Source organism: Thermosynechococcus sp. HN-54 (assembly GCF_023650955.1).
Lineage (GTDB): Bacteria > Cyanobacteriota > Cyanobacteriia > Thermosynechococcales > Thermosynechococcaceae > Thermosynechococcus.
In genome coordinates, this window is the sequence record NZ_CP098039.1 from 1578254 (window position 1) to 1604925 (window position 26672).

25 protein-coding genes and 1 pseudogene are annotated in these 26672 nt (G+C 51.5%); 16 read left to right on the top strand and 10 right to left on the bottom strand.

Features of this window, described 5'->3' with window-relative positions; all coding sequences use genetic code 11:
• Positions 1-12: 12 nt before the first annotated feature.
• The gene (locus NBE99_RS07650; RefSeq protein WP_250681510.1) at positions 13-297 is read right to left on the bottom strand and encodes a hypothetical protein; all 285 of its coding nucleotides are present in this window, start codon (positions 295-297) and stop codon (positions 13-15) included.
• Positions 298-378: 81 nt separating this feature from the next.
• Positions 379-1545 (bottom strand): ferrochelatase, encoded by a 1167-nt coding sequence (hemH, locus tag NBE99_RS07655; RefSeq protein WP_250681511.1) that lies wholly within the window; start codon positions 1543-1545, stop codon positions 379-381.
• A 121-nt stretch (positions 1546-1666) separates the two neighbouring features.
• Here hemH and NBE99_RS07660 point away from each other — a divergent pair, with 121 nt between their 5' ends.
• From NBE99_RS07660 to NBE99_RS07670, 3 genes are read left to right on the top strand one after another with little or no spacing between them, the layout of a single operon-like run.
• Positions 1667-3259 (top strand): Hsp70 family protein, encoded by a 1593-nt coding sequence (locus NBE99_RS07660; protein ID WP_250681512.1) that lies wholly within the window; start codon positions 1667-1669, stop codon positions 3257-3259.
• Between the two features lie 16 nt (positions 3260-3275).
• Positions 3276-3533 (top strand): DUF3146 family protein, encoded by a 258-nt coding sequence (locus tag NBE99_RS07665; RefSeq protein WP_399370244.1) that lies wholly within the window; start codon positions 3276-3278, stop codon positions 3531-3533.
• A gap of 59 nt (positions 3534-3592) precedes the next feature.
• Positions 3593-3796 carry a hypothetical protein gene (locus tag NBE99_RS07670; protein ID WP_250681513.1) on the top strand — a complete coding sequence of 68 codons (204 nt, stop codon included), beginning with the start codon at positions 3593-3595 and terminating at the stop codon, positions 3794-3796.
• Here the strand turns inward: NBE99_RS07670 and NBE99_RS07675 are convergent.
• The 3 genes from NBE99_RS07675 to NBE99_RS07685 are packed head-to-tail and all read right to left on the bottom strand — an operon-like array spanning position 3774 to position 8204.
• Positions 3774-4919, bottom strand: coding sequence for a tyrosine-type recombinase/integrase (locus NBE99_RS07675; protein ID WP_250681514.1), 1146 nt, complete (start codon positions 4917-4919; stop codon positions 3774-3776). The two genes, NBE99_RS07670 and NBE99_RS07675, sit on opposite strands and share 23 nt — an antisense overlap.
• Positions 4894-7200, bottom strand: coding sequence for a heavy metal translocating P-type ATPase (locus NBE99_RS07680; RefSeq protein WP_250681515.1), 2307 nt, complete (start codon positions 7198-7200; stop codon positions 4894-4896). The genes NBE99_RS07675 and NBE99_RS07680 overlap by 26 nt, the downstream gene beginning before the upstream one ends.
• Before the next feature lie 23 nt (positions 7201-7223).
• A complete protein-coding gene (locus NBE99_RS07685) occupies positions 7224-8204 on the bottom strand; it encodes a bestrophin family protein (protein ID WP_250681516.1) in 981 nt (326 codons plus the stop codon).
• Between the two features lie 186 nt (positions 8205-8390).
• Here NBE99_RS07685 and NBE99_RS07690 point away from each other — a divergent pair, with 186 nt between their 5' ends.
• Positions 8391-8600, top strand: a complete 210-nt coding sequence (locus tag NBE99_RS07690; RefSeq protein WP_126987406.1) for a chlorophyll a/b-binding protein — start codon at positions 8391-8393, stop codon at positions 8598-8600.
• 277 nt (positions 8601-8877) lie between these two features.
• Positions 8878-9636, top strand: a complete 759-nt coding sequence (locus tag NBE99_RS07695; RefSeq protein ID WP_250681517.1) for a hypothetical protein — start codon at positions 8878-8880, stop codon at positions 9634-9636.
• On the opposite strand, the gene NBE99_RS07700 is transcribed toward NBE99_RS07695, so the two are convergent.
• Positions 9575-10864 (bottom strand): hypothetical protein, encoded by a 1290-nt coding sequence (locus NBE99_RS07700; protein WP_250681518.1) that lies wholly within the window; start codon positions 10862-10864, stop codon positions 9575-9577. The two genes, NBE99_RS07695 and NBE99_RS07700, sit on opposite strands and share 62 nt — an antisense overlap.
• Positions 10865-10889: 25 nt before the next feature.
• The gene (gene galE, locus NBE99_RS07705) at positions 10890-11921 is read right to left on the bottom strand and encodes a UDP-glucose 4-epimerase GalE (RefSeq protein ID WP_250681519.1); all 1032 of its coding nucleotides are present in this window, start codon (positions 11919-11921) and stop codon (positions 10890-10892) included.
• A 44-nt stretch (positions 11922-11965) separates the two neighbouring features.
• Here galE and prfC point away from each other — a divergent pair, with 44 nt between their 5' ends.
• Positions 11966-13588, top strand: coding sequence for a peptide chain release factor 3 (prfC, locus tag NBE99_RS07710; protein WP_250681520.1), 1623 nt, complete (start codon positions 11966-11968; stop codon positions 13586-13588).
• Between the two features lie 7 nt (positions 13589-13595).
• On the top strand, positions 13596-14204 hold the full coding sequence (gene recR, locus NBE99_RS07715) for a recombination mediator RecR (protein WP_250681521.1): 609 nt from the start codon (positions 13596-13598) through the stop codon (positions 14202-14204).
• Between the two features lie 198 nt (positions 14205-14402).
• On the opposite strand, the pseudogene NBE99_RS07720 reads toward recR, so the two are convergent.
• Positions 14403-14912, bottom strand: a pseudogene (locus NBE99_RS07720) (response regulator); the annotation flags it as partial.
• A gap of 370 nt (positions 14913-15282) precedes the next feature.
• Between NBE99_RS07720 and NBE99_RS13325 the strand changes: the two are divergent.
• From NBE99_RS13325 to NBE99_RS07750, 7 genes are all read left to right on the top strand, one after another.
• On the top strand, positions 15283-16323 hold the full coding sequence (locus NBE99_RS13325; RefSeq protein ID WP_315897322.1) for a transposase: 1041 nt from the start codon (positions 15283-15285) through the stop codon (positions 16321-16323).
• Positions 16324-16377: 54 nt separating this feature from the next.
• Positions 16378-18192 carry a threonine--tRNA ligase gene (gene thrS / locus NBE99_RS07725; RefSeq protein WP_250681523.1) on the top strand — a complete coding sequence of 605 codons (1815 nt, stop codon included), beginning with the start codon at positions 16378-16380 and terminating at the stop codon, positions 18190-18192.
• The gene (locus NBE99_RS07730; protein ID WP_250681524.1) at positions 18170-19015 is read left to right on the top strand and encodes a glycosyltransferase; all 846 of its coding nucleotides are present in this window, start codon (positions 18170-18172) and stop codon (positions 19013-19015) included. The genes thrS and NBE99_RS07730 overlap by 23 nt, the downstream gene beginning before the upstream one ends.
• Before the next feature lie 564 nt (positions 19016-19579).
• Positions 19580-19834 (top strand): transposase, encoded by a 255-nt coding sequence (locus NBE99_RS07735; protein WP_250681525.1) that lies wholly within the window; start codon positions 19580-19582, stop codon positions 19832-19834.
• 420 nt (positions 19835-20254) lie between these two features.
• Positions 20255-20911, top strand: a complete 657-nt coding sequence (locus tag NBE99_RS07740; protein WP_250681526.1) for an NAD(P)H-dependent oxidoreductase — start codon at positions 20255-20257, stop codon at positions 20909-20911.
• Positions 20912-21088: 177 nt separating this feature from the next.
• On the top strand, positions 21089-21595 hold the full coding sequence (locus NBE99_RS07745) for a GNAT family N-acetyltransferase (protein ID WP_315897323.1): 507 nt from the start codon (positions 21089-21091) through the stop codon (positions 21593-21595).
• 51 nt (positions 21596-21646) lie between these two features.
• On the top strand, positions 21647-21910 hold the full coding sequence (locus tag NBE99_RS07750; protein WP_250681528.1) for a DUF5340 domain-containing protein: 264 nt from the start codon (positions 21647-21649) through the stop codon (positions 21908-21910).
• Here NBE99_RS07750 and menA read toward each other — a convergent pair.
• Both menA and NBE99_RS07760 read right to left on the bottom strand, forming a co-directional pair.
• Positions 21898-22794 carry a 2-carboxy-1,4-naphthoquinone phytyltransferase gene (menA, locus tag NBE99_RS07755; protein ID WP_250681529.1) on the bottom strand — a complete coding sequence of 299 codons (897 nt, stop codon included), beginning with the start codon at positions 22792-22794 and terminating at the stop codon, positions 21898-21900. The two genes, NBE99_RS07750 and menA, sit on opposite strands and share 13 nt — an antisense overlap.
• 33 nt (positions 22795-22827) lie before the next feature.
• Complete coding sequence (locus tag NBE99_RS07760) at positions 22828-23229, bottom strand: hypothetical protein (protein WP_250681530.1); 402 nt, start codon at positions 23227-23229, stop codon at positions 22828-22830.
• Between the two features lie 188 nt (positions 23230-23417).
• Here NBE99_RS07760 and NBE99_RS07765 point away from each other — a divergent pair, with 188 nt between their 5' ends.
• Entirely contained in the window at positions 23418-24443 is a 1026-nt protein-coding gene (locus tag NBE99_RS07765) for a hypothetical protein (protein WP_250681531.1), read from the top strand.
• 70 nt (positions 24444-24513) lie between these two features.
• Entirely contained in the window at positions 24514-26661 is a 2148-nt protein-coding gene (locus NBE99_RS07770) for a polyribonucleotide nucleotidyltransferase (RefSeq protein ID WP_250681532.1), read from the top strand.
• Positions 26662-26672: the final 11 nt, after the last annotated feature.

Genomic DNA, 26672 nt, shown 5'->3' on the forward strand with positions numbered 1-26672 from the left:
AATCAATGAAAACTAATCAGTATCGGTACTCTCGGCATCTTCGCCGGGAGGAGGACTCGCAAAGAGCAAGTCTCGCGATTTCTTGAGTTGCTTCCAGAGAGCTTTAATTTGATTATATGCCTCCTCAGAGCTAATCTTACCACTCGTTTCTAGGCCACAAATATAGCTCACCCGTTGGGCAAATTCCTGTAAATTGGCATTAAAGGCCAAATTTTGCGGCGTGAATGAGCCGTGGTAACGACTGATGGGGAATAGAAATTTTTCTTTGTCAAATTCCGGTTTGGGCGATTCAGACACAAGTGTAGCCCTTTGCCAGTGAGGTTACCCCCTATTCTATCGAAAATTTTCAGATTCCCATCGGCAACAAGCGGCAATTTTTCACAGCAGCCCTAACATATGTAATGGCCCCTGACCACTAATCAACTCAATCATCAAGGCCAAAAATCCCAGCATTGCCAAGCGACCATTCCAGCGTTCGGCAGCGGAGGTCATCCCCCATTCCCAGCGCTCCTGAGGATAGAGCTTCACCCGCTTGCGGGACTTATTCACTTCGGCAAAGGTGCGGGGTGGTGCTGCAAGGGCGTCTCTCACCAACTGGGCAAGAGCGGCAATAAACCCACTGTGATCATTGAGAGCAGGCACCCGCCGAAAGACTTCAATCCCCGCTTCTTCAGCAATCTCGCGGTACTCAATGTCAATTTCTTGGAGGGTTTCAATGTGTTCTGAAATAAAGCTAATGGGAACAACAACAAGGGTTTTCACCCCTTGAGCGGCCAATTCAGGAATGACATCTTCGGTGTAGGGTTGCAGCCACTCCACTGGACCCACCCGACTTTGATAGGCCAACACGTGGGCATTGGGGCGATTTAGGGCAGCCATGATCAGCCGCACACAGGCTTCAATTTCCTCTTGGTAAGGATCCCCTGCTTCGGTGACATAGCTTTTGGGAACGCCGTGAGCACTAAAGAAAATCACTGCCTCGTCGGGGTTGGGGCATTGGTCTAGTTCTTGGCGAATCAAATCCGCCATGGCAGCCACATAGCCGGGGTGGTTGTACCAAGAGGGGATCAGCGTGTAGCGAATTTTTTGCAGTTCAGGATCCTGTTTCCAAAGACTTTCCAACAAACGGAAACTGGAGCCACTGGTGCTAATGGAAAACTGAGGATAGAGGGGCAAAATGACGAGATCGCGAATCTGATCGGCTTTGATTTGGGCGATCGCCTCCTCCGTAAAGGGGTGCCAGTAGCGCATGCCAATGTACAAATTGGCCTCAATGCCAATGCGCCCTAGGGCATCTTTCAGGGCACGCGCCTGCTGCTCAGTAATTCGCCGCAGGGGAGAGCCACCACCAATTAGGGCATAGTTGGCCTGAGAGCGACGGGCACGACTGGTGGAGATAAACCAAGCAAGGGGCTTTTGTAGCCAACGGAAGGGCAGGCGAATAATTTCGGGATCGGAGAACAGGTTGTACAAAAAGGGGCGCACATCCTCCGGTCGATCAGGTCCCCCTAAATTGAGAAGTAGTACACCTGTTTGGCTCGCCATTCCCAAAATCACCTAAATCTTTTCGCGATCGCTTTCCTATTGTGACATACTCCTCGGATCTCAGGGGCAGAAAATATCCCTTAAGGTAAGGATTAGAAAATTGTGTTTGTGTGTTTAAGCGGTGACCTACGCAATTGATTTTGGAACCAGTAATACGTTGGTGGCGCGCTGGAATTATGCCACTCAAGCAGCCGAAGCAGTAACGCTTTCAGGACTCTCCGTGGGCTTTGGTGAGGTGCCCGCCCTCATTCCCAGTTTGGTCTATGTGGAAGATGCCAGTGTGCCCCTTGTGGTGGTGGGGCAGCAGGTGCGCGATCGCGGGTTGGATGTGGTGGGCGATCGCCGCTTTTTCTCGCGGTTTAAGCGGGGCATTGGCGCCAGCGTGCAGGGGTATTTACCGGAGCTGGATGGCTGTTCTTTGAGCTTTGAAACTATTGGCACGTGGTTTTTGCAAGCCCTGTTGAAAGAACTGAAACACACTAGCGGCGGCGATGTCGAACAGGGGTTGATCTTCACGGTACCAGTGGATAGCTTTGAGACCTATCGCAGTTGGCTATTGCAGGTGTGTGAGGGGTTTGCTATTGAGCAAATTCGCCTCTTGGATGAACCCACTGCTGCCGCCTTGGGCTATGGGGTGGCCGATCGCCCGCTGATCTTGGTGATTGATTTTGGGGGTGGCACCCTCGATCTCTCCCTTGTGGAACTCAAGACCGATCAACGTCAAAGTTCTCCCTTGGGATTTATTCTCAAGTGGGGCGATCGCCAGTGGGCTGCTAGCGACAACCAACGTCCCCGCACAGCGCGGGTGATTGCCAAAGCCGGATTGAACCTCGGCGGCACCGATATTGACCACTGGATTGTGGATGAGTGGGTAAAGCGCGGCATGACTGCCAATAGCCTGCTCCTGCGCCTTGCCGAACGCCTAAAAATTCAACTCTCGCAGCAACCCTATGCCCAAGAGGTGTATTTTGATAGCGAAACATTCACTACCCTTGAACTGCGCCTCGAACGGCCTGAACTGGAGGAGATTCTTCGCCAACAGCAATTTTTCCAACGCCTCGATGATGCCCTCACCCAAGTGCTCCAACAGGCCCGCCGCCAAGGAATTACCCCCGACACGATCGATGCGGTACTCTTAGTGGGGGGAACCACGCAAATTCCCGCGGTGCAAAAATGGGTTGCCGAGTATTTTGACGCCACAAAGATCAACGCCCAACAGCCCTTTACGGCAGTGGCGATGGGTGCTTTGGCCGTGACCCAAGGGCTGGATCTCAAGGACTTTCTTTACCACAGCTACGGCATTCGCTTCTGGGATGCTAAGCTCAACCGCCATGGCTGGCATCCCATTATCCAGCGGGGACAACCCTACCCCATGGGCGAACCGGTGGAATTGATTTTAGGGGCTTCGACGGAAGGGCAGCCTAGTATTGAACTAGTGATTGGCGAACTGGGGGATGAGCAAGGGGGCGTGGAGATCTTTTTTGATGGCGATCGCCTGATTACCCGCAGTGCCGGTGAGCGCACCGTGCAGCCCCTCAATGACACTCCCCAAGGCAAAACCCTCGCTAAGCTGGATCCCCCCGGCTATCCGGGGAGCGATCGCATTCGGGTTCTCTTTCAAGTGGATGGCGATCGCCAACTGCGGGTGACCGTTGATGACTTGCTCACCCAAGAGCGTCTCATTGATAATCAAGTCGTGACTCAATTGCGTTAGCAGCTGGCTGGAGATTGTGGCTACCCCGCCCCACACCATCGCCTATGTCCATATCACTGCCCAAAGTTGGCAAGAGGGTCACATTTGCGGTCAAGTTTGTGCTAGCAACTACCAGTGGGAATTTTGCTGGCAGTTTAAGGCCAAAAAACTTTTCATCTCTCCAGCCTTGGGGCGTGCCCTGATCAAAGAACCCTTGGGGCGGTTTCTAGAGCAGCAGGATTACCAGTTGGAGCCGGGCGGGGATTATGAATTTCTTGTCCGTGCTAAATTTTAGGCGCGTTCCCCTGTGCCTAAGCTACAATCAGAAGGAAACCTGTGCTGATATTGCTGCCTATGTTCCTGAGCGAATTAGCGCCCCTTGTCAAGGAGTTGAGCCAGAGACCTGTGGCCTTTATGGGTGGCTTTGTCTCTGGATTATTGGGGTTGAGCCTTGATCAGAAGCCTGTCAGCGACTGGATCAAGCAGTATGGCGACTATCAGCCCCCCACCCCCCCCTCGCCGCCTCCCAATGACTTCAAGAGCATTCCGATTGAGTGAGCACCCGGGCAACTGCCTGCCGCTGATCCCGTAGGGTTAACCAGCGGTGATAGGTTTGAGTGTGAATGGCAACACTGTGTCCCATCATCCGCGCAGCGACGGTATCGGGTAGACCATAGTGAATGGTTCGCACTGCCCAAGCATGGCGCAAATCATAGGGGTGAAAGGGCAAGCCATAGCGACGAAACTGTTGGTTGACCCGCTGGCCAATGCGTTGTAGGGTGGTCCGGTTCAAATCGCTATTGATCCTCGGCAGCTGGGGCGATCGCAACCCAAAGACCTCAACCCACTGCGGCGGAAACGGCCATACCTGATGGCAGCCAGTTTTCGTGGTTTCCTGCACCTCAATCATCCCTTCCGGGTCGCCTGTGACAAGGCGGCTTAAATCGCAGAAGAACACCTCGTGATTGCGCAGACCGTAGGCGGCCATCAAGCCATAGACATACCGCCACTGGGGATTGGGAATCTGCTGGTAGGCAGCGAGAATCTCCTCATCACTAGGTAACTGCCGTGGTTGGAGCGATCGCCGGGAATAGGTGCCCCAAAACTGAGACAGGGGAATTGGTAACTCCACCCCTAGGAACCGACAAAACCCTTGAAAGGCGGTACAGGCCACCTGCCGTTGTCGCTTGTCGGCGGGGATTTGCCGCAACAGACTGTAGATGAGTTCCGGTAGTGAATGATCGGGATGGGCAGCAGCCGCTTTGAGCAACTGACGCAGATAGGGGGCATAGGCCGTCTCCCAAGTGGTACGACTGCGATCTTGAGCCAAGAAAGCCGTTTCAAAGGCAGCAATTTGCTCTCCTAGGGATAACTCGCCAAGACGCCCTAACCCCTTGACCCGCTCATAGTCCTGCCAGCGAAAGGTGTTTTCAAGCAATTTGGCCGCAATAATTTTTGCTTCTCGCTCTGCCGCCTTGAGGCCGCTCGGTGTAGCGGGTAAACCGAGACTTAGACGCTGTTGGTGAGCGCGCAGCCGATGACTCCCCGGTCGGGGGGGAAGCGTACCCCGCAGGCTGAGGCGTTGACCGCGTTGTTCAATTTGCAGACCCAACTGCGCCAATTTCAGGCGTTGATTGACCTGCTGAAGTTGTTGGTCAAGCTTCTGAGGGGACGTGACCATTGCGCCGTGACTCAGAACTCAACTGGGTACTCAAATGGCTAAAGCTGCGGCGGGGACGTTTTTTCCAAGGAATATCGAGGATGCCCGCTTGGGAACGGCTACGACTAGACTTGTGCTCAATTTTGACGGGGCGATAGTCCGTGAGAATCCGCAGACTATTCAGTTCCGCCAAGAGGGTTGCGCCATTGCTAATCAAAACGGCGATGACAGGATGCAGGCTCAAAAAGACCCCTGCTAACACCACACTGACATTGGGAACGACCACAAGCGCAATGTTTTGGTGAATGATATTCATCACCTCTTGGCTGAGGGCGATCGCCTGCACCAGTCCCTCAAGGCTATTATTCATCAAGAGAATATCTGCGGTTTGCCGCGCTGCATCACTGCCTTCAGAAAGGGTAATGGAAATATCAGCGTAGGCCATCGCTGCTGTATCGTTGAAGCCTTCCCCCACATAGGCGACCAGTTTTTCGCTGCCATTTTTGAACTTCGTCAGGCATTCAACTTTGTCCTCTGGCAGCATGTTGGTGTAAATTTGACCAAGGCGAAAGCCCGTGGCATAGCCTACCGCATTGGCGACTTCGTGGTGATCTCCCGTGACCATATAGCACTCAATGCCCCGCTGTTGCAGAGCGGCAATCACACTCGCGGCTTCAGAACGCACGGGGTTGCTATAGAACACCAGTGCCACCAGTTCACCGTTACAGGCAACACAGACAAGGGAACGGTTCCAAAGCACGCCTTCTTGGGTACGCAGTTCATCAAGATCAATGGGCACTTGGCGATCGCGCATCAGTTGGGGGGTACCTACTAGAATCTCCTGCCCCTCAACGGTTGCCGCCACCCCTTTCCCCGGCTCATAGACCCAGTCGCTATAGGTTCCGCTCTCGATTCCGCGTTCCGCTGCATACTCAAGGATGGCAAGGGCAAAGGGGTGATTGATGGACTGCTCAACAGTTGCCAGCCAATAGAGCAACGTTTGCTCACTCAGGCCGGGCTTGAGGAGATTCACCCCTACAATCGTTCCCTTCACTTCCGTTAGGGTGCCGGTTTTGTCAAAAACAATCACATTGACCCGTGAGAGGAGTTCAAGGGCGCGGCCATTGCGGAAATAAACGCCGACATGGGGCGCATGGGTCAGGGCTGCCAAAATTGCAGTGGGAATGGTAATGCCAATCCCTGAGCCGAAGTCCAATTGCAGGGGCGCGATCGCCCGATGGGCATCTAGGGTAACCCCATAGACAATGGCAGCCACGCCCATTGCCGGCAAAATGGCTTGGTTCGAGATTTCCTCAGCGTAGTTTTCAATGCGGGTATCCAGTTGCGGCGCTTGGCGAGCCAGTTGCAGCGTTTTGCCCACCTGCGTCTCTTCACCAACGGCTTCAGCAACAACGCAAATTTGTCCCCGCACCACAAGGGAAGAGGCAAGCACCCTTTGCTCAGGTTCACAGGGCAGTAGATCCGACTCTCCCGTAAGAAACTGCCGCTGAATCACGGCGGATCCCCAGAGCACGGTACCATCCACAGGCACCGCAGATCCGGCTGCCACAATCACGCGATCGCCCACTTGTAGCTCGCGCACAGAGATATTTTGGCGAGTGCCACCCCGCTCTACCCAATAGCTGCGCTGTTGATCGAGGGGGTCAAAGACTTGGTTTTCCCCCACTTGAGCCGTCATATCCCGCAGCGACCCGCCCACTTGACCCATAAAAGCGGCTAACACGGGCGCCATGTATTCCCCTTGCAGCGTATGCAGAATCGTCCAGAGGGATTCCAGTTGAGTCACATTGAGATGGCGGTGTTCAAGACTCTCTAGCGCTTCTTGGAACGTGGGCAGTGCCACAAGGGCAATGACGCTGGCGACAATGGCAGGGTAGAAGGGCGTTTGTACCGGCAGCAGCGCCACGATCGCCAACGCCAAGGTGGGTAGCGCCATTTTCTCGATAAAGTAAGTGGTGTTCCAAGGGGAGTACACCAACTTATCAATGGGCAGCATCCGCGGTAGAGGTAGATGCTCATCTGCTGCGGCCTGAATCAATTGGCCAAAGCGGTTGAGGGGATTGTCAGTTTCAGGGCTGTAGTGCACAATCAGGCTAGCGGCGGGCCAGTTGCAGCGAATTTGTTGCACACTGTCTTCTTGAACAAAGAGAGCTTGCAGTTGCCGCCCATAGCGATCGTCATATTGCAGGCGCGGAATTCGCAACCGCAGTCGCCCCGGTAGGTGATGCACCACTTCGTAATGAACCCTTGCGGGCGGAGGGGAAAGCACAGTTGCAGTCATGGTCAATTACCCCTAGGAATCAGTTAGGAAAAGGGCTGGGCAGAGCGATGGCGATGGGTCGGCGCACTAATGAGGTCATTGATATTCTGCTGCATTGTTAGGCAAATTGCATCCAAGGGCAAGTCATTGAGGTCACGGCCAAAGGGATTTTCAATTTCAATGCCAATTTCTTCAACGCCAAAGAGGGTAAAGGCAATGAGTCCCACCATTGGACCTGTCCACCACACCAGGTTATCCACCAGTTGAAAGGGCAGCAGTAGGCAGTAGAGGAATAATAGCTGCTTGAGATGAATGGCATAGGCAAGGGGCATCGGTGTTTTTAGAATGCGCTCACAGGCACCCATGGCATCCACGAGTTGCACAAGGAGTTCATCCATGTAGGTGAGTTGGTACAGGGACAAGGAGCCGCGGCGGTGTTGGTGGTGCAGATAGTCCTCAATCCAAAGGGCAATACGCAAGGGGACATTTTGCACCGTTTGCAGTTCTTTGTATTGATGGGGCTTCAGCAGGGGTTCTAATTCGGCAAAGGATTCGCCCCGCAGGTGTTGCTTGGTGGCGATCGCAAACACCCCCACTAAATGAACAGCCTCAATTTTGGCTTGGCGATCCGCGGGACTATTTTCGTCAATGGCAGTCCACATCAAGCGGGTGAGGCTGCGGGAGTTGTTGACAATGTTGCCCCACTGGCGGCGGCCTTCCCAAAAGCGTTCATAAGCCGTGTTCGTACGAAAGACCAAGAGCAACCCCAGCACAATCGAGGGAATGAGGCTGCCCAGCACTGGCCAGTGGACATTGATGACATAAAGATCGATCGCCGTCACCAACACACCAAAGCCACCACAAAAGAGGACTTCCGAAAGAATAGCCGGAATGACGGAGCCACGCAAACGCAGCGCCAGACGTAACCACTGCGGCGGTTTCAGCAAAAACTGGCTCACACCAGACCGCTGTGGCGGTAATTGGCGTGTAGAGCGCTGAAAAGGGAAAAAGGAGAAGCGACGCATGAACACCAGTGGGTGATTCCCACCCCATCTCTAGCACACTACTGTACCGAAACCCCGCTCTGGTGCCAGAAAACTGTCGCAGCGACCTCAAATCTTAAGAAAATCCCACAGCCCTTGCCATTCCCCCAGAGAAGTGTTAAGTTATATTAACAACATGAAACACTTTGTAACAAACGGAGTACCAAAATGAAAGGCGGTAGCATCATTGACGACCAAGGCAAAATGAACAACTTTGCCATCGAACCCAAAATGTACGTGATGAGTGAGCCGCAAGCCGGCTTTACTCCCTACGCAGAACTCTTCAATGGTCGCTTGGCCATGATCGGCTTTATCTCCCTGTTGGCCTTGGAAGTGATTACGGGTCACGGTCTGATTGGCTTTTTGAATAGCCTCTAGGTCGTTGCTCCGCTCTTAGGCATATCCGTTCTTCAGCAGCCCTTGCGCCGTTAGAGAGAACAAAAAATTCATGGAATGGGTCAGCCTGCCTTTCGGGGTAGGCTTTTTGCTTTATAGTCTTTATTGGCATTAATAAAAAATCATAAATTATTGTTTACATCTTGCTCCCTTGAACAGAGCTATGGTAGCCTAACCAAAAAAATTGTCTATTTAACCTATGCTGCGAGAAAAAGTTTTGCGTGTCCTAGGCTGCTCGACCAAATGCCTGTGGGCTGACTTGGCGGTTTTAGCAGGGTTGGGCTGTGCGGGTGTCGGTATTGGCTATGGGAATATGGCTGTAGCTACGGGCGGTGTCTCAATTAGCTTGGGTGCGGCTTGGTTTTCCATTCGCGAGAATCAGCAAGCTCTACTTAGTCAGCAACCCCAGAGGGCATTCTACTTAAGTGATGAAAGAGATGTCGCTTTAGATCACTGCAAGCAAAAATCCATAGATAGAATTATTAGTGTGTATAAGATTATTATTCTGTGTAAGAACTTTCACAGCAAAGCACATTCTCAGCTTCCTAGTTCTTTCAAAGAGCAACATGTACAAGATGTTCTTGAAAAATTGTTGAAAGATACTTTTCCTAACTCAAATATTAAAAGAGAACATGTAGTTCCGAGACCTTACCCTAACGGGTGGTCTAAAATCGACTTCATTCTAAAATGCAAAGCCTGTGGTATTGAAGTTAAGATTACTAGTAACGGTAAGAAGCCTAGTGATAATGCAAAAGAAATTTTCAACGAGCTAGCTGAAGATATTGAAGGCTATCGGCCACTAATGAGAGATGTTAAATACTTGATTTTCTTTATTTACGATCCTTATAATAAGTTGCAAAATCCGTGTGGCTTTGAAAATGATCTGAGCGGCGATCGCGGGGGATTCGAGGTTATAACCATAGTGGCACAAAATCCCACTTTAGTGGCGCAAAGCCCTACTTCAAAACGTCAATCGAGGAAGGGAGGTAGCGGACAATCGAGTAGTTTAAGCCCTTGAAGGGATTGAGTGATAACTGCTCTTGGGGTAGCACTTGACTCAAAATTTTTTTCAGGGCATTCACCACATCTTTCTGCATATCTTCAACATTCGCGAGTCCTGCGAGTTGGTGAATAACGTCATTGCGTTGCTGATAGTAAGCTTCAATTTGCTGAAAGGCTGAAACCAGTGCGGTGTTTTGGGAATGGTAATGATAGTCCAACACCGCTGCTAAGACCTGACGATGGACGCTATCGAGGCTTAAGCGATCCCCACTCCACTGTTGATAAGTCCTGAGGTACTGCCAAAGCTGACCCTTATCATGACTTTGCAGCAGTTTTAGGCTGCGGTCTCGATCCTTTTGGTCTGTCGTAATATCAAGGTCTACCTTTATTTGGACAAAGTATTGCAGTAAATTTTCGTACAAGCTGGCTGCTAAAATCAGGCCTTCTGCATAGCGCCCTACCTTAAATAAGCCAGCTACTTGAAAGTAGGTGTCTCGAAAGAGGGCGGGACGATTGTTCTGCCGCAGTTGGGCAATTTCCTGAAACCAGAGCTTTTCAATCTCGGTTTTGTAGGGGTTGATGGCAGCAAAGGCTTGGTGGTAGTTGCGGGCAAGCCGATATTTGCCATAGCGGATCAGTGCCAAGGCCAGAGGAGCCTCAATAGAGCTATTCTTAAGGGAAATTTCAGCTCCTTGGTAGTCGTAACTGTCCAACTGCTGTTGAATGCCTTGGCGGTCTAACTCTTGGCGAAAGACATTCAAATCCACGGCAAAGACTCGCGCTTGGCCAGCTCGAACTTCTTGAGGGTTGCGCACTTGCCATAAACGGAGTCGGCGTTGAGTGGCGATCGCCTGTAGAATGCCCCAAGCAGCTTTCATGGCGGGAGTACCGGAGGAACCGTTGAGTTCTAGCCAGTCTGTGGAGTCTTGATAATACTTGGCTAGGTGTAGTGCACGCTTTGCCTCTTGGACGACAAGGACGGGGTTAATCGGATCAGCAGAGAGATCGCTACTGACCGCTTCTAGGTGGATTGCCTCCTCGGAAATTTGCAACTCACTGTGAAGCCAGTCCTTGGTGTCGATCGCCCGTTGTTGAAAGTCTTCCGTGTAGAGCAATAGAACCCATTTGAGGGGTTGCTTTTCCACTAAAAACTTTGCCAGTGAGACAATCGAGCCTTCCTGATTGGTTTTCTCGGAGTAGGGATCCTGATGGCCAACGAACGAAATGAGAATACTACAATCCATAGGGATTTTTTGAAATGTCTATTGTTTATATTGCCGCAATTGTGCCTGATCCATGGCGGTATTGGTGCCATCGCCAAGCGTGATGAATGATCTGCTCAATGTCAGGGTACTGCGGCTGCCAACCTAAAATCTGACGGGCGCGATCGCTATTGGCAATGAGAATCGCAGGGTCTCCGGGTCGGCGATCGCCCTCAATCACTGGTATCAAACAACCTGTGACCCCCTGAGCTGTTTCAATGATTTGCCGCACCGAAAAGCCCTGCCCATTCCCAAGGTTAAAAATTTGCGACTCTCCGCTGCTCAAGAGGTACTGTAATCCCAGCACATGGGCTTGGGCTAAGTCCACTACGTGGATGTAGTCGCGAATGCAGGTGCCATCGGGGGTAGGATAGTCTGTGCCATAAATGCAGATGTGAAGTCGTCGTCCCATGGCTGCCTGCAACACCAGTGGAATCAAGTGGGTTTCCGGATGGTGATCTTCGCCAAGGCGAGCGTGGGGATCGGCCCCTGCCGCATTGAAGTAGCGGAAAATCACCGACTTAAGGCCGTAGGCAGTGCCCATATCAGCAATGATTTGCTCCACCATCCACTTGGAGCGACCGTAGGGGTTAATGGGAGCACAGGGACAGGTTTCGCGAATCGGTACCTCTGGGGGCAAGCCATAGACAGCGGCTGTGGAGGAAAAGACAAAATAGGGAATCGCAGCGGCCACCATTGCCTGCAACAGGGTCAGGGCACCATGAACATTGTTTTGATAAAAGCGATCGGGAGCGCGGACAGACTCGCCCACTTCAATGTAGGCGGCAAAGTGCATGACTGCCGTTACTGGGTAAGTTTGAAAAAGCCAGTCCAAGAGGGGGCGATCACCAATATTGCCAACAATGAGTTCTGTTTTGAGCACGGCATCCACCAAGTCCCGATGTCCGCCTTCAAGGGTATCTAAGATTAGGACTTGAAAGCCGGCTTGCTGTAGCGCTAAAACGGTATGGCTACCAATATAGCCCGCTCCACCAGTGACGAGAATCAGTGGTGATTGACTATCATTATTAGTTGTCATTAAAACTCATCTGTTACACTAGGAAAGCCCTTACAGATTCTGCCATGACCAGTGACTTGCACCATGAAATCACCCAAGAGGTGAAGCGACGTCGTAATTTTGCCATTATCTCTCACCCGGATGCCGGGAAAACGACGCTCACGGAAAAGTTACTGCTCTACGGTGGAGCCATTCATGAAGCAGGCGCCGTCAAAGCACGGCGGGCACAGCGGCAAGCCACCTCTGACTGGATGGAAGTGGAGCAACAACGGGGGATTTCGATTACCTCCACGGTCTTGCAGTTTGAGTACCAAGGCTATCAGATTAACCTCCTCGACACCCCCGGCCACCAAGACTTTAGTGAAGATACCTATCGCACCCTTGCAGCGGCTGATAATGCGGTGATGCTGGTGGATGCCGCCAAGGGTCTAGAGCCGCAAACCCGCAAGCTCTTTGAGGTGTGCCAACTGCGGGGCTTACCGATTTTTACATTCATCAACAAGCTGGATCGGCCGGGGCGCGAACCTCTAGAACTCATTGATGAAATTGAGCGGGAACTGGGGCTGATTCCCTATCCTGTGAACTGGCCTCTGGGGATGGGCGATCGCTTTCGCGGCGTCTATGATCGCCTGCGGCAGAATTTTCACTTTTTTGAGCGCACCACCCACGGTAGCCGTGCTGCGGCTGAAACGGTCATGGCCCTTGGCGACCCCGCCATTGACCCCTACATTGAGCCGTATCGCTTGGAATATCACCAACTCAAGGATGAGCTAGAACTCCTCGATGGTGTTGGTGCTGAACTAGACCTCGATCTGGTGCATCAAGGGAAAATGACTCCCGTCTTCTTTGGCAGTGCCATGACCAACTTTGGGGTGCGCCTGTTTCTGGAGCACTTTTTGACCTATGCGTTGCCACCAGTGGCCTACAAGAGCGATCGCGGGCCTATTGATCCCACCCAAGAGCAGTTCACGGGCTTTGTGTTTAAGCTTCAGGCGAATATGGATCCAAAGCATCGCGATCGCGTGGCCTTTGTGCGGGTCTGTAGCGGCAAATTTGAGAAAGACATGATCGTCAACCATGCTCGCACTGGCAAAACCATCCGCCTCTCTCGCCCCCAAAAACTCTTTGCTCAAGGTCGTGAATCCCTTGAAACTGCCTATGCAGGCGATGTGATTGGCCTGAATAATCCGGGGATGTTTGCCATTGGTGACACCCTCTACGTTGGTCAAAAATTGGAGTACGAGGGCATTCCCTGCTTCTCGCCCGAACTCTTTGCCTATCTGCGCAACCCCAACCCCTCCAAGTTCAAATCCTTCCAAAAGGGCGTGAACGAGCTGCGGGAAGAGGGAGCGGTGCAAATCATGTACTCCACCGATGAGTCAAAACGGGAACCGATTCTAGCGGCAGTTGGCCAGCTGCAATTTGAAGTGGTGCAGTTTCGCCTGTTGCATGAGTACGGTGTGGAAACCCGCCTCGACCCCCTTCCCTATACCGTTGCCCGCTGGGTACTCGACGGTTGGGAAGCCCTCGTAGCCGCGGGCCGCATCTTTAATGCTGTGACAGTCAAAGACAGTTGGGGACGGCCAGTACTCCTCTTCAAGAACGAGTGGAACCTGCAACAGACCATGGCGGATCATCCAAAACTACGTCTGAGCGCGATCGCTCCCCTTGCTACCGTCCCTGCTTGATTGCCCCATGAGTAGTGTCTATACCCGTCCCCTTGCGCGCCTAATTGAGCACCTGCAACGCCTACCGGGGATTGGTCCAAAAACCGCCCAACGGCTTGCCCTCCACCTGATCAAACGTCCCGAAGCCGATATCCAAGCCTTGGCTCAAGCCCTCCTTGACGCCAAACAGCAGGTGGGACTCTGCTCCATCTGCTTTCACCTCTCTGCGGAACCCGTGTGTGAAATCTGTGCCTCACCCCAGCGAGACAGTCACCTTCTCTGTGTTGTGGCCGATTCCCGCGATGTCATTGCCATTGAAAAAACCCGCGAGTACCACGGCAAGTACCATGTCTTGGGCGGACTCATTTCGCCCCTAGAGGGGATCACTCCTGAACACCTGCACATTCAACCTCTCATTCAGCGCGCTAGCCAACCGCAGGTGCAAGAAGTGATCTTGGCCATCAACCCCAGTATCGAAGGGGAAACTACCACCCTCTACGTGGGACAACTCCTACGCCCCTTTGTTAAAGTGACGCGCATTGCCTTTGGCCTGCCCGTGGGCGGCGATCTCGACTACGCCGATGAAATGACCCTTGCTAGTGCCCTTGCGGGCCGCCGCGAGATTGAATGGCAGTAGTTAGTGCCCTCCCTGTAATCGCCGCAATGCCGTCACAATTTGGTGGATAGCTCGCTTCAGTTGCTCGACTTCGTGGTGTAAGCGTTGGTTTTCAGCTTCCAAAGCAGCGAGGCGCTGGTCATCTCCGCCACTGCCTGTTGCCGCAGGTTGTTGTTGCAGTTGCGCAACCGTTGCTTGGAGTTGAGCAAAGGCACTTGCATTGACAGATTGCGCCTGCAAGGCTTGAGTGGCGCCTTCAAGGGCTGCCAGTTTCTCATAGACAGGGGTCAAATCGACAGCGACGGGAGCAGCCACTGCCGCAGTAGGCGCAGCCGCCTTAACAGGTCTGGGCTTGCGGGCTTTGCGAAAAGCCTCTTGGATCGCTGCTTCCAATTGTTCCTTTTCAAAGGGCTTCTCGATAAACTCGAACCACTCAAAGGGTTCCTGGAGCTTTTCGGTGACCTCTTCCTTGCGTCCCGACATGATCACTAAGGGAATTGCCCCTAGGAGATCATTTTTCTCCAGTTCCTGATAGACTTCCCAACCGCTCACCTTCGGCAGCAGAAAATCTAGCATGATCAAAGTGGGATCAGACTGCTCGATGAGTTGCAGCCCCTCACGGCCATCCTTGGCCTCAAGAATCTCATAGTCGCCCTCTGGCAACATTTCACGGACGCGCATCCGGATCACTTTGCTGTCATCAATGACAAGGACTTTGCGGCTAGTCACGGAAACACTCCATTCCTATACAAGAGATTGTGAATAGAGGGCGGCAGTGGGATGACCACCACGTGATTCCAACCTTAGCATAGCCCTGTCTTTTCGAGTTGACCACTCGCCTTACACGGCGGTAAAGAATTCCTGAAACCAAAAATTTGGGGTCAAAGCCTCACCACTTTAGTGCAAGGAGGAGATCCCCTTAGGCAACTTGAGTGGCCACTCTTATCACCGAGGCCATAAAATGACAGGCATGGAACAAGTGTTGACGATTGTTTGCAAATTAAACCCAACCGCGGAGCAAGTGGTCAAATTAGACCGAACGCTTCAACGGTTTGCAGAGGCTTGCAACTATATCAACAGCACTGTCAACCCTAAAGTAATGAACAAACATCGGCTTCAAGCAGAGACGTACAAGGCTGTCAGGGCGCAATTTGGACTCACTGCCAATCTAACAGTTAGAGCCTGTGCTCGGGTCGCCGCTAACCGAAAGGTCGGCAAGCCCGTCAAGTTCTTTCAGCCGACATCTGCTGACTACGATGCCCGCCTCTTTGACTACAGAGAAAAAGAGCAGTGCGTCAGCCTCTCTACTCTCGACGCCAGAGAACGCATCCCGCTCACTCTAGGGGATTACCAAATGAGTAAACTCCAAGGGAAGAAGCCGACATCGGCGACGCTCTGTAGGCGTAGAGACAGAACGTTCCATCTCCATATTCCAGTGAAAGAGGAGGTTCCAGACCCTAAGCCCGGTAAGGATGTCATTGGCGTTGACCTTGGAAGACGAGACATCGCCGTAACATCTACTGGCGAAAGCTGGGAGGGAAAGCCTTTATCTCAAGCGAGGGACAAGTTTGCTCGGGTGAGAGCTTCTCTGCAAAGGAAGGGTACAAAGGGGGCGAAACGTCTCCTGAAACGACTATCTGGACGCGAGAAGCGCTATCAACAATGGGTCAACCATAACATTTCCAAGTCCATCATTGCCCAAGCAAAAGCTACGGGCTGTAGCCTTGCCGTCGAGGACCTAACCAGTATTAGAGAGCGGACGAATCAAAAGCCGAGGAGCAAAACAGAACGGCGCCGCTCTAACTCATGGGCTGCTTTCTATCAACTGAGGCAGTTCCTAGCATACAAAGGGCTACGAGCGGGAGTAGAGGTGATTTCCGTCTCCCCCCGATATCCCAGTCAGATTTGCGCAGGCTGTCTGCACATCGGCAGTCGGAATCATAAGCACTTCAAGTGCAATAACCCGCAGTGCGCTAAGTACAACCAGTTAGTCGATACCGACCTCAACGGAGCAATGATGATTCGACTTGTGGGTGGGGCTGATTGTAAGCCAGCCTGTGACGCCCAACTTGCTGTCTTGTTCTCTACTCGACAGAATAACAGGTTAGGGCAAAAGCCCGCGTTCCTTAGACGCAGGTAAGCTTACAATAGAAGTCTCACCCTCATTAAAGATTTTTTTGATACGTCACACCCTATGCCAGAATCTGCTGCCCCTATCCACCTCCCCAAAACCAGTGAGTCGGAGCGAATTAAGCGTATTCGCCACACCACATCACATATTTTGGCAATGGCAGTCCAGAAGCTGTTTCCCAAGGCGCAGGTGACGATTGGCCCTTGGATTGAGAATGGGTTTTATTACGATTTTGACCACCCGGAACCCTTCACTGAAAAAGACCTAAAGCTCATTGAGAAGGAGATGGTCAAGATCATTAAACGCAAGCTACCAGTGATCCGTGAGGAAGTGACCCGTAAGGAAGCCGAGCGCCGCATCCGCGAATTGGGAGAACCCTATAAGCTAGAAATTCTGCAAGATCTCGAAGAGCCAATTACGATTTACCACCTCGGGGATGAGTGGTGGGACTTGTGTGCAGGGCCTCATGTGGAAAACACGGGTGAGATTAATCCCAAGGCGATCGCCCTCGAAAGCGTTGCCGGTGCCTACTGGCGAGGTGATGAAACCAAAGCCCAACTTCAGCGTATTTATGGCACGGCTTGGGAAACCCCTGAACAACTGGCGGAGTATAAACGCCGTAAACAAGAAGCCCTGCGCCGTGATCACCGCAAACTGGGCAAGGAACTGGGACTCTTTATCTTTGCCGATGCCGTAGGGCCGGGCTTGCCCTTATGGACTCCCAAGGGAACAATTCTGCGCTCAACCCTTGAGGAGTTTCTTAAAAAAGAGCAACTGAAGCGGGGATATCTACCGGTGGTAACCCCCCACATTGCCCGTGTGGATTTATTTAAGACCTCTGGCCACTGGCAAAAGTACAAAGAGGATATGTTCCCCCTGATGGCCGAGGATGCTGAGGCCGCAGCCAATGAGCAGGGGTTTGTCCTTAAGCCAATGAACTGCCCCTTCCACATTCAAATCTATAAAAGTGAGCTGCGTTCCTACCGTGACTTGCCTCTGCGGCTGGCGGAGTTTGGTACCGTCTATCGCTATGAGCAGTCGGGAGAATTGGGGGGCTTGACACGGGTGCGGGGCTTTACCGTTGATGACTCCCACCTCTTTGTCACCCCAGAGCAGTTGGATGCCGAGTTTTTGAGTGTGGTTGACCTCATTCTCTCGGTCTTCCGCTGTCTGCGTCTGAATAAGTTCAAGGCACGGTTGAGCTTCCGGGATCCCAAATCCGATAAGTACATTGGCTCCGATGAGGCTTGGTCAAAAGCAGAATCAGCCATTCAGCGAGCCGTAGAACAGTTGGGCATGGAGCACTTTTTGGGGATTGGTGAAGCGGCGTTCTATGGTCCTAAGCTCGACTTTATCTTTGAGGATGCCCTCGGTCGGGAGTGGCAACTGGGAACAGTTCAGGTGGACTACAATTTGCCTGAGCGCTTTGACTTGGAATATGTGGCTGAAGACAATACCCGCCGCCGACCGGTGATGATTCACCGTGCCCCCTTTGGCTCGCTGGAGCGGCTCATTGGCATTCTCATTGAGGAGTATGCGGGAGATTTCCCCTTCTGGCTGGCACCAGAGCAGATGCGCCTGTTGCCCGTGGGGGATGAGCAACGTCCCTATGCCGAACGTGTGGCGGCTCAACTGCAAGCGCAGGGGGTGCGCGTGAGCGTGGATGGCAGTGGCGATCGCCTCGGCAAACAAATCCGCAACGCCGAAACTCAGAAAATTCCTGTAATGGGCATTATCGGTGCCAAGGAAGTCGAAAGCGAGACCGTGAGTATCCGCACCCGTGCAGCGGGAGATGTCGGCGCCTTGCCTGTCAAGGCACTGATGGAAAAACTCACCGCAGCTATGAATGCGATGGATGCCGAGATCCAATGGCAATAATGGGCAATTCATCCATATTGATTTAATGATGACCTACCCTTTTATATCAATTATCACAGCAACTCTCAATGTTGAAGATAAAATTATTCCAACTATTAGAAGCCTTGAAAATCAAACAGACAAAAACTTTGAGTGGATTATTAGTGATGGTGCATCAATCGATAATACTGTCAATATTATTAAAGCTGTAAAGAATTTAAACATAAAAATTATCTCAGAACCAGATTTTGGTATATATGATGCTATAAATAAAGCAATTAAAATTGCTTATGGTGATTACTATCTTGTTTTAGGTGCCGGAGATTTACTAGAGCCCAACGCAATAGAGCTATATCGAAAAGCTGCTTACTATACGAAGGCATCTATTCTATCAGCGCGTGTTTACATTGGTGAAAAGGTCAGATATCCAAATAGAGGCAAGCCATGGTTATTCTCGGCAGGAGCTTACATATCCGCTCATTCTGTTGGTACTCTGATTAAGAAAAGCCTTCATGAGCAATTAGGATATTATTCTCACAGATTTCCACTAGGTGCAGACTATTTATTTATTAAAACCGCTATTCAAAATGGCTATAAGTTTCATGCTTGTGACTTCATTGCTGGAGAGTTTATTCTTGGAGGTATTTCATCAACTGATACAATATCAGTTTTGTGTGATACTCTGCGATTGCAGATAGAAACAGGAGAAAACTTGATTTTGCAAACACTTATTTTTATTTCTGCTTTATTTATTAAAGTTATTATTCCCAAAATTCTTTGTGCAAGATCAATAAAAACAAAAGACTTTTTTCAACCTCAAGATAATTTAAAAAAATGTACTTAAATTTCAATAACCTACAGCCCCAAAAGTGTTGAAAGATAGTTTAAGAGGGTAAAAAAAAGGAAGAATACGACATTTCTTCCCTTAAAAGAAGAAGAAATATTCAACTTACTATTGCATCTTTATTCAGTTCTTGTCAAGTCGATTCTCAAGCGGCTCAGCCCCTGCGACTACCCTGTCCTGAACTCTCAATTGTTCTTGAAAATCTGGTTGACCTACGTTCTCGACCAAGGGTTAACCAGCATGAGAGCCTTATTTTATCGCTTGAATCATTCAGGAATCACGGTGGACATGTCCACTTTTTCCAAAGCCAACAAAACTCGGATAACCCGCTTATTTGAGGGGATTTACACTCAACTGATGTCTCACGCTCAAAAGAGACATCGCTCTTCAAGTCTGAGGCTGTTTCCTATCGATTCCACCGTCCTTACCCTGACCAGTAAACTCTTTTGGTTCTACAAATACCATTCAGTGAAGTTAATCAGGGGATTTGATTGAACAGAGAACATCCTAGGTAAGGCAGTGATATCTTTTGGGGAGAGGCATGACCTGAGATTTCAGGAAGAGATGTTAGGACTGATCCCTGAGAACGCCATTGCCATCATGGATAGAGAATTTGCGAGTTGGAGATTTTTAGAGCGACTGAGTGAGAGGAAGTGTTTATTTGTTGTGCGTATTAAGAGTACCATGAGAATGAAGTTTAATCATGAGAGATATCGAGTGGTTCAATTTTTTGATGAGAGTCAAAGGGAGTTTCGTATTGCGACAAATCTAACGCATCTGAGTGAGGAGGAAGTGAGTGAGCTGTATCGTCATCGATGAGCGATTGAGAACCTATGGAAATTTCTAAAGATGCATTTATCATTAGACAAGCTGATTACGAAGAGTTTGAACGGGGTGATGAATCAAATTTACATAGTTTTAATTGCATATTTAATTTTAGAGCTAGTGGAGATACCTGAATACTTTGGGAGGAAGCTATTAGATAAATTACGATATTTGCAACTCGAAATCAGTCGTCGCTGCTCGATAGCGCCTTGGAGCTTTGATTGGTAGCTAGAGCTACTTGTCCCTTAGGATGTTAAGTTTTGTTGCAGGATTCAACACTTCTGTATCGCTCTAAATACACAAAGTTCAGTTGACTCTACCTTTATAGTCTGTCAAAATTAACCACTAGTGGTACTCGCGATCGCGTAGCGTATTCTTCGGGTAATCGCTCTAGTGAATTCTCTGGTGAACCGAATGACTGAGACGCCGATTTCAGCAACAACGATTTTGCAGCAACTGCAATGGCGCTATGCTACAAAAAAGTTTGATACCGATCGCAAGATTCCTGCGGATCTTTGGCAAGTCCTCCTGCAAAGTCTTGTCCTTGCTCCCTCCTCCTTTGGCCTGCAACCGTGGAAGTTTTACGTCATTGAGAGCGCTCAACTGCGCCAAGCCCTGCTGCCCCACACATCGAATCAACGGCAGGTGGTGGATGCCTCTCACCTCGTGGTCTTTGCGATTAAAACCAATCTCAATAGTGCCGATGTCGATCGCTACCTTGCGCGGCAGGCAGAAGTTCACAATACCACCGCGGAAAATCTGCAAGGCTATGGTGACTTGGTCAAGCGCTTTTTGCAATCGCCCCCTTACCCGCTCAATGTTGATGAATGGTCAACCCGTCAAGTCTATATTGCCTTGGGGCAGTTCATGGTGACGGCGGCTCTACTGGGAATTGACACCTGTCCGATGGAGGGTTTCTTGCCCCAAGAGTATGACCGCATTCTCGATCTACCCGCCCAAGGCTACCATGCCGTGGTTTTGTGTGCGGCTGGCTACCGTGCCGCTGATGACAAGTACGCAACGCTCCCCAAGGTGCGCTATTCCCTAGAGGCGGTTGTGGAAGTGCGCTAGAATTGCTCTCTTGACTCCGATGAGCATAGGCTAAGCTAGAAATAGCTCGGTAACCGCGTTTGTATGTCTTTGCACACCGATGATCCCATCGACCAAAATTTAGTCGATCTAGAAATTGTTCCCGACAAAGAAAAAGAAGAGGATCGCGCCGAACCCGCCAATATTATTATTCGCGAGATGGGGATTGACGACATTGCCCCGGTGTTTCACCTTGGCGAGGAACTCTTCACTAGTGATTTGTATCCTTCGCTCTATCGCATCTGGGATGAATGGGAGGTCATTGGCTTCTACAACACCGATCCCGAATACTGTCTGGTGGCCGAAGCGGATTCTCAGGTCGCTGGGTTTATTTTGGGCACGATTATTAGCAAAGCCCCGTGGGTCTATGGTTACATTAACTGGCTGGGGGTGCATCCCCACTATCAGCGGCGAGGCATTGCCGATAAGCTGGTGGATAAGCTCATCGAGCGGATGATTGAGGAGGGGGCGCGATTTATGCTGGTGGATACCGATCCGGCCAACACGCCCGCAGTCAAGTTTTTTACCCGTAAGGGCTTTGGCAATCCGCGGCGGCATGTGTTCTTTTCCTTAAACTTGACGAAGCATGAAATCTATGGCCGACTGATTGCCTACGAGCGCGATCGCTCCGAGCGGCTGACCTATCGCCGTCCCCGCCGCCGCTAAAGCCACGATATCAAGCTCAACTGTTGTTCCTTGGAGGTGTTTGCCCCGGTGATGCTTTCCCCTACCCCTTCGGATGAAGTGCCTGTCCCTGCCCACATTCATTACGAGTTAGCGCTGCAAATTTTGGAACAGGTCTCCTTACCCGCCCTCCCTCCCCACTCCAGTGGCTACCAGCAGCTTCATAGTGCGGTCATTCATCTGCGCAAAGCCCTACGGCTACAAAAGCAGTTTGAGGAGGAATGGCAATTGGGCGGCGGCAGTGTAGAGTACCAGTGGTCGTTGAATCGCGATCGCCCCCAAGCTCAAAGCAAATAGCCTAATCCCAAGAGCAAGCTACTCCAAAAATGCAGTTGCACGGCAATAAATTTCGAGTTCTTGATCTGCTCAGGGACACTGTGAAATTGCGCCATCCGCTGGCACAAATAGATCCCCCAAGGCAGCGAACTCAAAGCCAGCAGCGTTGGCCACGGCAGGATTCCCCACGCCACGCTGATCACCAAAACACCATAAAAGAGACCACAGGCACCATAGACCAGTTGGGCACTGCGAGCCGTCCCTAGGCGCACGACCGGCGAACGTTTGCCAGCCGCTAGATCATCGGCCACCTGATGAAAGTGGGAGCAAAAAAGAATCAGCGTTGTCGTCAGACCATTGAGGAGAGCTACCGGCCAGATGCTCGAACTAAACGCTTGCACTTGACTGTAGTAGGCGGCAGCGATCGCCAGTGGTCCAAAGCAGATAAAACAAATTGGCTCTCCCAAGCCCAAATAGCCCAAACGAAAGGGTGGCCCTTGGTAGCTATAGCCTAGGGCGCAGCAGAGTAATACCACCCCTAAAACCGTTGCATCCTGTTGCAGCCAACTAATGGCCACAATCCCCAGTAGCCCCAGGAGTAAGCAGAGGTTGCTCAGCCAGAAGATGAGTTGCTTTTTGCCTGTGAGATTGACCACAGAATGGTACTTGTGGCGATCGATCCCCGTCTCAGCATCAAAGACATCATTACTGAGATTCAGCCAGACCAAAATCAGCACGGCTGCTGTCAGAAACAACCCAAAAGGCCACCAGTGTACCCTTCCCGTCTCGGCGATCGCCACCGCTGTGCCCAGCCAAATAGGCATCACAGCCACACTGTACATGGGAAGTTTAATCGCCGCCCACCACAAACGGGAGCGATCCATGGAGTCTGACGGACGAACCATCGCACCTATACTTGAGTTACCTTCGTCAGCATATCATTGCTGCTCCTGCCCCTCGATCGCCTGTTTCGCTGCCCAAATGGCGTGCCGCAATGCTGGATTACTCAGCTTATAGCTATAGATGCCCAAGTCCCGCGCTAAGGCCACTAGTTGTGGGCGAGTCAGCCGCTCTAGCTCTGCCATCGTCAGCGTTTCGATAGTGGGTTGAGGCGGGCACAGTCGGCGTTCAAGGGCTGCCACTTGCTGTTCTAGGGCACTTAGACGCTGCAAAACTGTAGGACAGGCCATCTCCGTCGGCTGAAGAGATTGTTGCAAAATTTTACGAATTGTCTCACTGAGGGAACGGCATCCCTGTTGCACTTGCCAGCGTTGGAGTTGGCCATAGAGTTCGGCATCTAAACGAAGCGTGATCTTTTTGTGGGGCATGACTGAAATCATAAAAAAAACCGACAAACTTACTGACAGTCTGTCGGCTCGTTGTGTGTTCCCTGTTGATGACTCGGATAGTACTGAGTCACTATCTAGTATGACCTATCCCCCGATAGAATGACTGTGATGATGATCACAATTTAGCCGCCTTTTATTGCGTTTCACCAAAGTCTCTCATTGGAATTTCCAAATTCCCTATGACCCCTCTCCTAGACGGTACGATTATTTTGCCGGACACCCCCTTGGGTGCCCCCCTCCGACGGCGTTTACTTCATGTGAATGGGGTAGGGAGCGATCGCGCCAAGCAACTGCGGGATCTGAATCGCCTCGCCGCTCTCACAGCCGCTCACCCTTTAGAAATTCGTGGCATTCACAACCAAACCCATGGCTTCCAAGCGGATCTGCTGGAAAGTTTTCTTGGAAAGGCGGAACTCTACCACTTTTGGCCAGAGAATCCAGCCCCTGATCCGGCAAAAGATCGCCGCTATGACTATGCCAAACTCCTCGGTCAACTGGTGAACAAAGACCTCGCCGACGATGCGGATATTCTGGCGATCGCCCAACCCAGCCAACTGCAACAGCGCCCCCTCAGTCTCAATAGTGCTGCTGACTTAACGAAACTCCTTGACCTATCATTCCTACAGAAATTAGGCTGGGGAGATTTTGTCCAGTATCTTTATGGTGTCTTTCCAGTCGGTGCGCCGCGTCCCACCCTGCGGTTGGCCTATGAAATTGTCAAGGGACTCCAAACGGGTGCCGAACTTTACCTCGTTGCCCATAGCCAAGGGTTAATTATTACTGCCTTGGCCTGTCATATTGTGCGGCAATTGCTGCTGCCGCAAACCAAATGGATGGAAACGGTTCATCTCATTGGCTATGGCCCGGCCATTTTCTTTGCGGATTTACCGCCAGAGCTACAGCCGCGAACCATCTTAATTCAACACCGCCAAGATGTGGTGGCCGAGACCTTAAGCAATCTCCGCAATGTCGATCTGTGGAGCAACTTGCAAACCCAGATGGAAAAAGTCATGCACTATGCCAATGATCTCCTGCAAGTGACCGGTCAAGATAGCCACCACTCCGCCAGTTTCTATTTGGGGTTACAGGACAGCCCCAGCAGCCGGCGATCGGTAGAACTGATACAAATTTTATTAACACAGAGTTGGTCAGCCACCCCTAGCCTTGCAGTTCTCAAGGGGACACGGGTCATCCTTGAACTTTAGCGGATGAGGGGCAGAAGCGGCTATTCTAGTAGAGAGAAAGAAGTACGAAGAAGGACAAAATAGAACGCAAATGAAGGGTCTAGAAAAAATTATCCCCCTAGATGGACGGGATATTAAGGTAGTATTGCAAAAATTTGCCCCCCAAGCCGCCGGTTCTATTCTCATTAGTTCGGGAGAAACGGCTGTCCTAGTGACGGCGAATCGTGCTGCCGCTCGCGAAGGCATTGATTTTTTACCCCTTGTGGTGGATTACGAAGAACGCCTCTATGCCGCTGGGCGGATTCCCGGCGGTTTTTTACGGCGTGAGGGTCGCCCCCCCGAAAAAGCGATTCTCATTGGTCGCCTGATTGACCGACCGCTGCGCCCCCTCTTTCCCCAATGGTTGCGCGATGATCTGCAAGTGGTGGCAACGACGGTTTCCTTGGATGAAAATGTTCCCCCCGATGTATTGGCGGTAACGGGCGCCTCAATCGCCGTTCTCTTGGCGCAAATTCCCTTTAATGGTCCAATGGCAGCGGTGCGGGTGGGGCTTGTGGGGGATGAGTTTATTATCAACCCCACCTACAAAGAAATTGAGCGCGGTGGCTTAGATCTGGTCGTGGCCGGCTCTCCCGATGGCGTGGTGATGGTGGAGGCAGGGGCAAATGAACTGCCCGAAGCCGACATGATTGAGGCCATTGACTTTGGCTATGAGGTGATCCAAGACCTGATTCAAGCGCAGCGGGATCTCCTCAAGCAACTGGGCATTGACATCGTTAAAGCGGAACCACCAGCGATCGACCCCACCTTGGAAAACTTTATCTATGATCGCGCTGTTGAACCGGTCAAAGCCATTCTCAAACGCTTTGAAAAGGACAAAAATGTTCGCGATGCTGCCCTCGATGAAGTGCAAGGGGCGATCGCCCAAGAGATTGCGGCTCTACCCGAGGATCACCCGGTGGCCGTGGCGGCGGCGGAAAACCCCAAAGCCCTACCCACCCTCTTTAAGGCCGTGACGAAAAAACTCATGCGGCAGCAAATTATTGAAGAAGGGGTGCGAGTGGATGGCCGCCGTCTTGATGAGGTGCGCCCCATTTGGTGTGAGGTGGGGGTTCTGCCAGAGCGGGTTCATGGTAGTGCCCTCTTTAATCGCGGCTTGACGCAGGTGATGTCTGTGACCACCCTCGGTTCTCCTGCCGATGCCCAAGCCCTCGATGATCTGCATCCTGAGGACAGTAAACGTTATCTCCACCACTATAACTTTCCCCCCTACTCTGTGGGTGAAGTCAAACCCCTGCGATCGCCCGGGCGGCGCGAAATTGGCCATGGTGCCCTTGCAGAGCGTGCCCTTGAACCCGTCATTCCCCCCAAGGAAGAGTTTCCCTACGTGATTCGGGTCGTGTCGGAGGTGCTCTCTTCCGATGGTTCTACGTCCATGGGATCCGTTTGTGGTTCTACCCTCTCCTTGATGGATGCCGGGGTACCCATTCGCAAGCCCGTCAGTGGGGCGGCCATGGGGCTGATCAAGGAGGGTAATGAGGTACGCATCCTCACCGACATTCAGGGGATTGAAGACTTCCTTGGCGACATGGACTTCAAAGTGGCTGGCACCGATAGCGGTATTACCGCCCTGCAAATGGATATGAAAATCACTGGCTTGCCCGTGGCCGTGATCAAGCAGGCGATCGCACAGGCTCGTCCAGCTCGACTCCATATCCTTGAGAAAATGCTGGCGGTGCTCGACAAACCGCGTCCACAACTACCCCCCAGTGCGCCACGGCTGCTGACGTTGCAAATTCCCCCCGATATGATTGGCCTCGTCATTGGTCCGGGGGGTAAAACCGTGCGCAGTATCTCCGAGCAATACAATGTTAAGGTGGACATTAGTGAAGAAGGGCTGGTCACCATTACTGCCCCCAATGAAACCAATGCCAAACAGGCACGGGCAGCCATTGAGGGTTTGACGCGAAAGCTCAACGCCGGTGATGTCTATCTGGGCAAGGTGACGCGGATTATTCCCATCGGTGCTTTTGTCGAGTTTCTCCCCGGCAAAGAGGGGATGATCCACATTTCCCAGTTGGCGGAGTATCGCGTTGGCAAAGTCGAGGACGAAGTGAAAATTGGCGATGAAATTGTTGTCAAAATTCGTGAGGTGGACAGCAAAGGCCGTATTAACCTGACGCGCCTTGGGATCCATCCCGACGAGGCTGAAGCCGCCCGCAGTAGCTCCGTTGTCTAGCCCATGGTCAC

Excerpts from the sequence above, each read along its gene's own strand:
- NBE99_RS07685 (WP_250681516.1), bottom strand. The coding sequence starts at position 8,204 with ATGCGTCGCTTCTCCTTTTTCCCTTTTCAGCGCTCTACACGCCAATTA.
- NBE99_RS07740 (WP_250681526.1), top strand. The coding sequence starts at position 20,255 with ATGACTGAGACGCCGATTTCAGCAACAACGATTTTGCAGCAACTGCAA.
- recR (WP_250681521.1), top strand. The coding sequence starts at position 13,596 with ATGAGTAGTGTCTATACCCGTCCCCTTGCGCGCCTAATTGAGCACCTG.
- NBE99_RS13325 (WP_315897322.1), top strand. The coding sequence starts at position 15,283 with ATGAACAAACATCGGCTTCAAGCAGAGACGTACAAGGCTGTCAGGGCG.
- NBE99_RS07680 (WP_250681515.1), bottom strand. The coding sequence starts at position 7,200 with ATGACTGCAACTGTGCTTTCCCCTCCGCCCGCAAGGGTTCATTACGAA.
- NBE99_RS07765 (WP_250681531.1), top strand. The coding sequence starts at position 23,418 with ATGACCCCTCTCCTAGACGGTACGATTATTTTGCCGGACACCCCCTTG.
- galE (WP_250681519.1), bottom strand. The coding sequence starts at position 11,921 with ATGACAACTAATAATGATAGTCAATCACCACTGATTCTCGTCACTGGT.
- NBE99_RS07730 (WP_250681524.1), top strand. The coding sequence starts at position 18,170 with ATGCCGAGATCCAATGGCAATAATGGGCAATTCATCCATATTGATTTA.
- NBE99_RS07675 (WP_250681514.1), bottom strand. The coding sequence starts at position 4,919 with ATGGTCACGTCCCCTCAGAAGCTTGACCAACAACTTCAGCAGGTCAAT.
- hemH (WP_250681511.1), bottom strand. The coding sequence starts at position 1,545 with ATGGCGAGCCAAACAGGTGTACTACTTCTCAATTTAGGGGGACCTGAT.
- prfC (WP_250681520.1), top strand. The coding sequence starts at position 11,966 with ATGACCAGTGACTTGCACCATGAAATCACCCAAGAGGTGAAGCGACGT.
- menA (WP_250681529.1), bottom strand. The coding sequence starts at position 22,794 with ATGGTTCGTCCGTCAGACTCCATGGATCGCTCCCGTTTGTGGTGGGCG.
- NBE99_RS07735 (WP_250681525.1), top strand. The coding sequence starts at position 19,580 with ATGTTAGGACTGATCCCTGAGAACGCCATTGCCATCATGGATAGAGAA.
- NBE99_RS07690 (WP_126987406.1), top strand. The coding sequence starts at position 8,391 with ATGAAAGGCGGTAGCATCATTGACGACCAAGGCAAAATGAACAACTTT.
- thrS (WP_250681523.1), top strand. The coding sequence starts at position 16,378 with ATGCCAGAATCTGCTGCCCCTATCCACCTCCCCAAAACCAGTGAGTCG.
- NBE99_RS07700 (WP_250681518.1), bottom strand. The coding sequence starts at position 10,864 with ATGGATTGTAGTATTCTCATTTCGTTCGTTGGCCATCAGGATCCCTAC.
- NBE99_RS07770 (WP_250681532.1), top strand. The coding sequence starts at position 24,514 with ATGAAGGGTCTAGAAAAAATTATCCCCCTAGATGGACGGGATATTAAG.
- NBE99_RS07760 (WP_250681530.1), bottom strand. The coding sequence starts at position 23,229 with ATGATTTCAGTCATGCCCCACAAAAAGATCACGCTTCGTTTAGATGCC.
- NBE99_RS07670 (WP_250681513.1), top strand. The coding sequence starts at position 3,593 with ATGTTCCTGAGCGAATTAGCGCCCCTTGTCAAGGAGTTGAGCCAGAGA.
- NBE99_RS07750 (WP_250681528.1), top strand. The coding sequence starts at position 21,647 with ATGCTTTCCCCTACCCCTTCGGATGAAGTGCCTGTCCCTGCCCACATT.
- NBE99_RS07745 (WP_315897323.1), top strand. The coding sequence starts at position 21,089 with ATGGGGATTGACGACATTGCCCCGGTGTTTCACCTTGGCGAGGAACTC.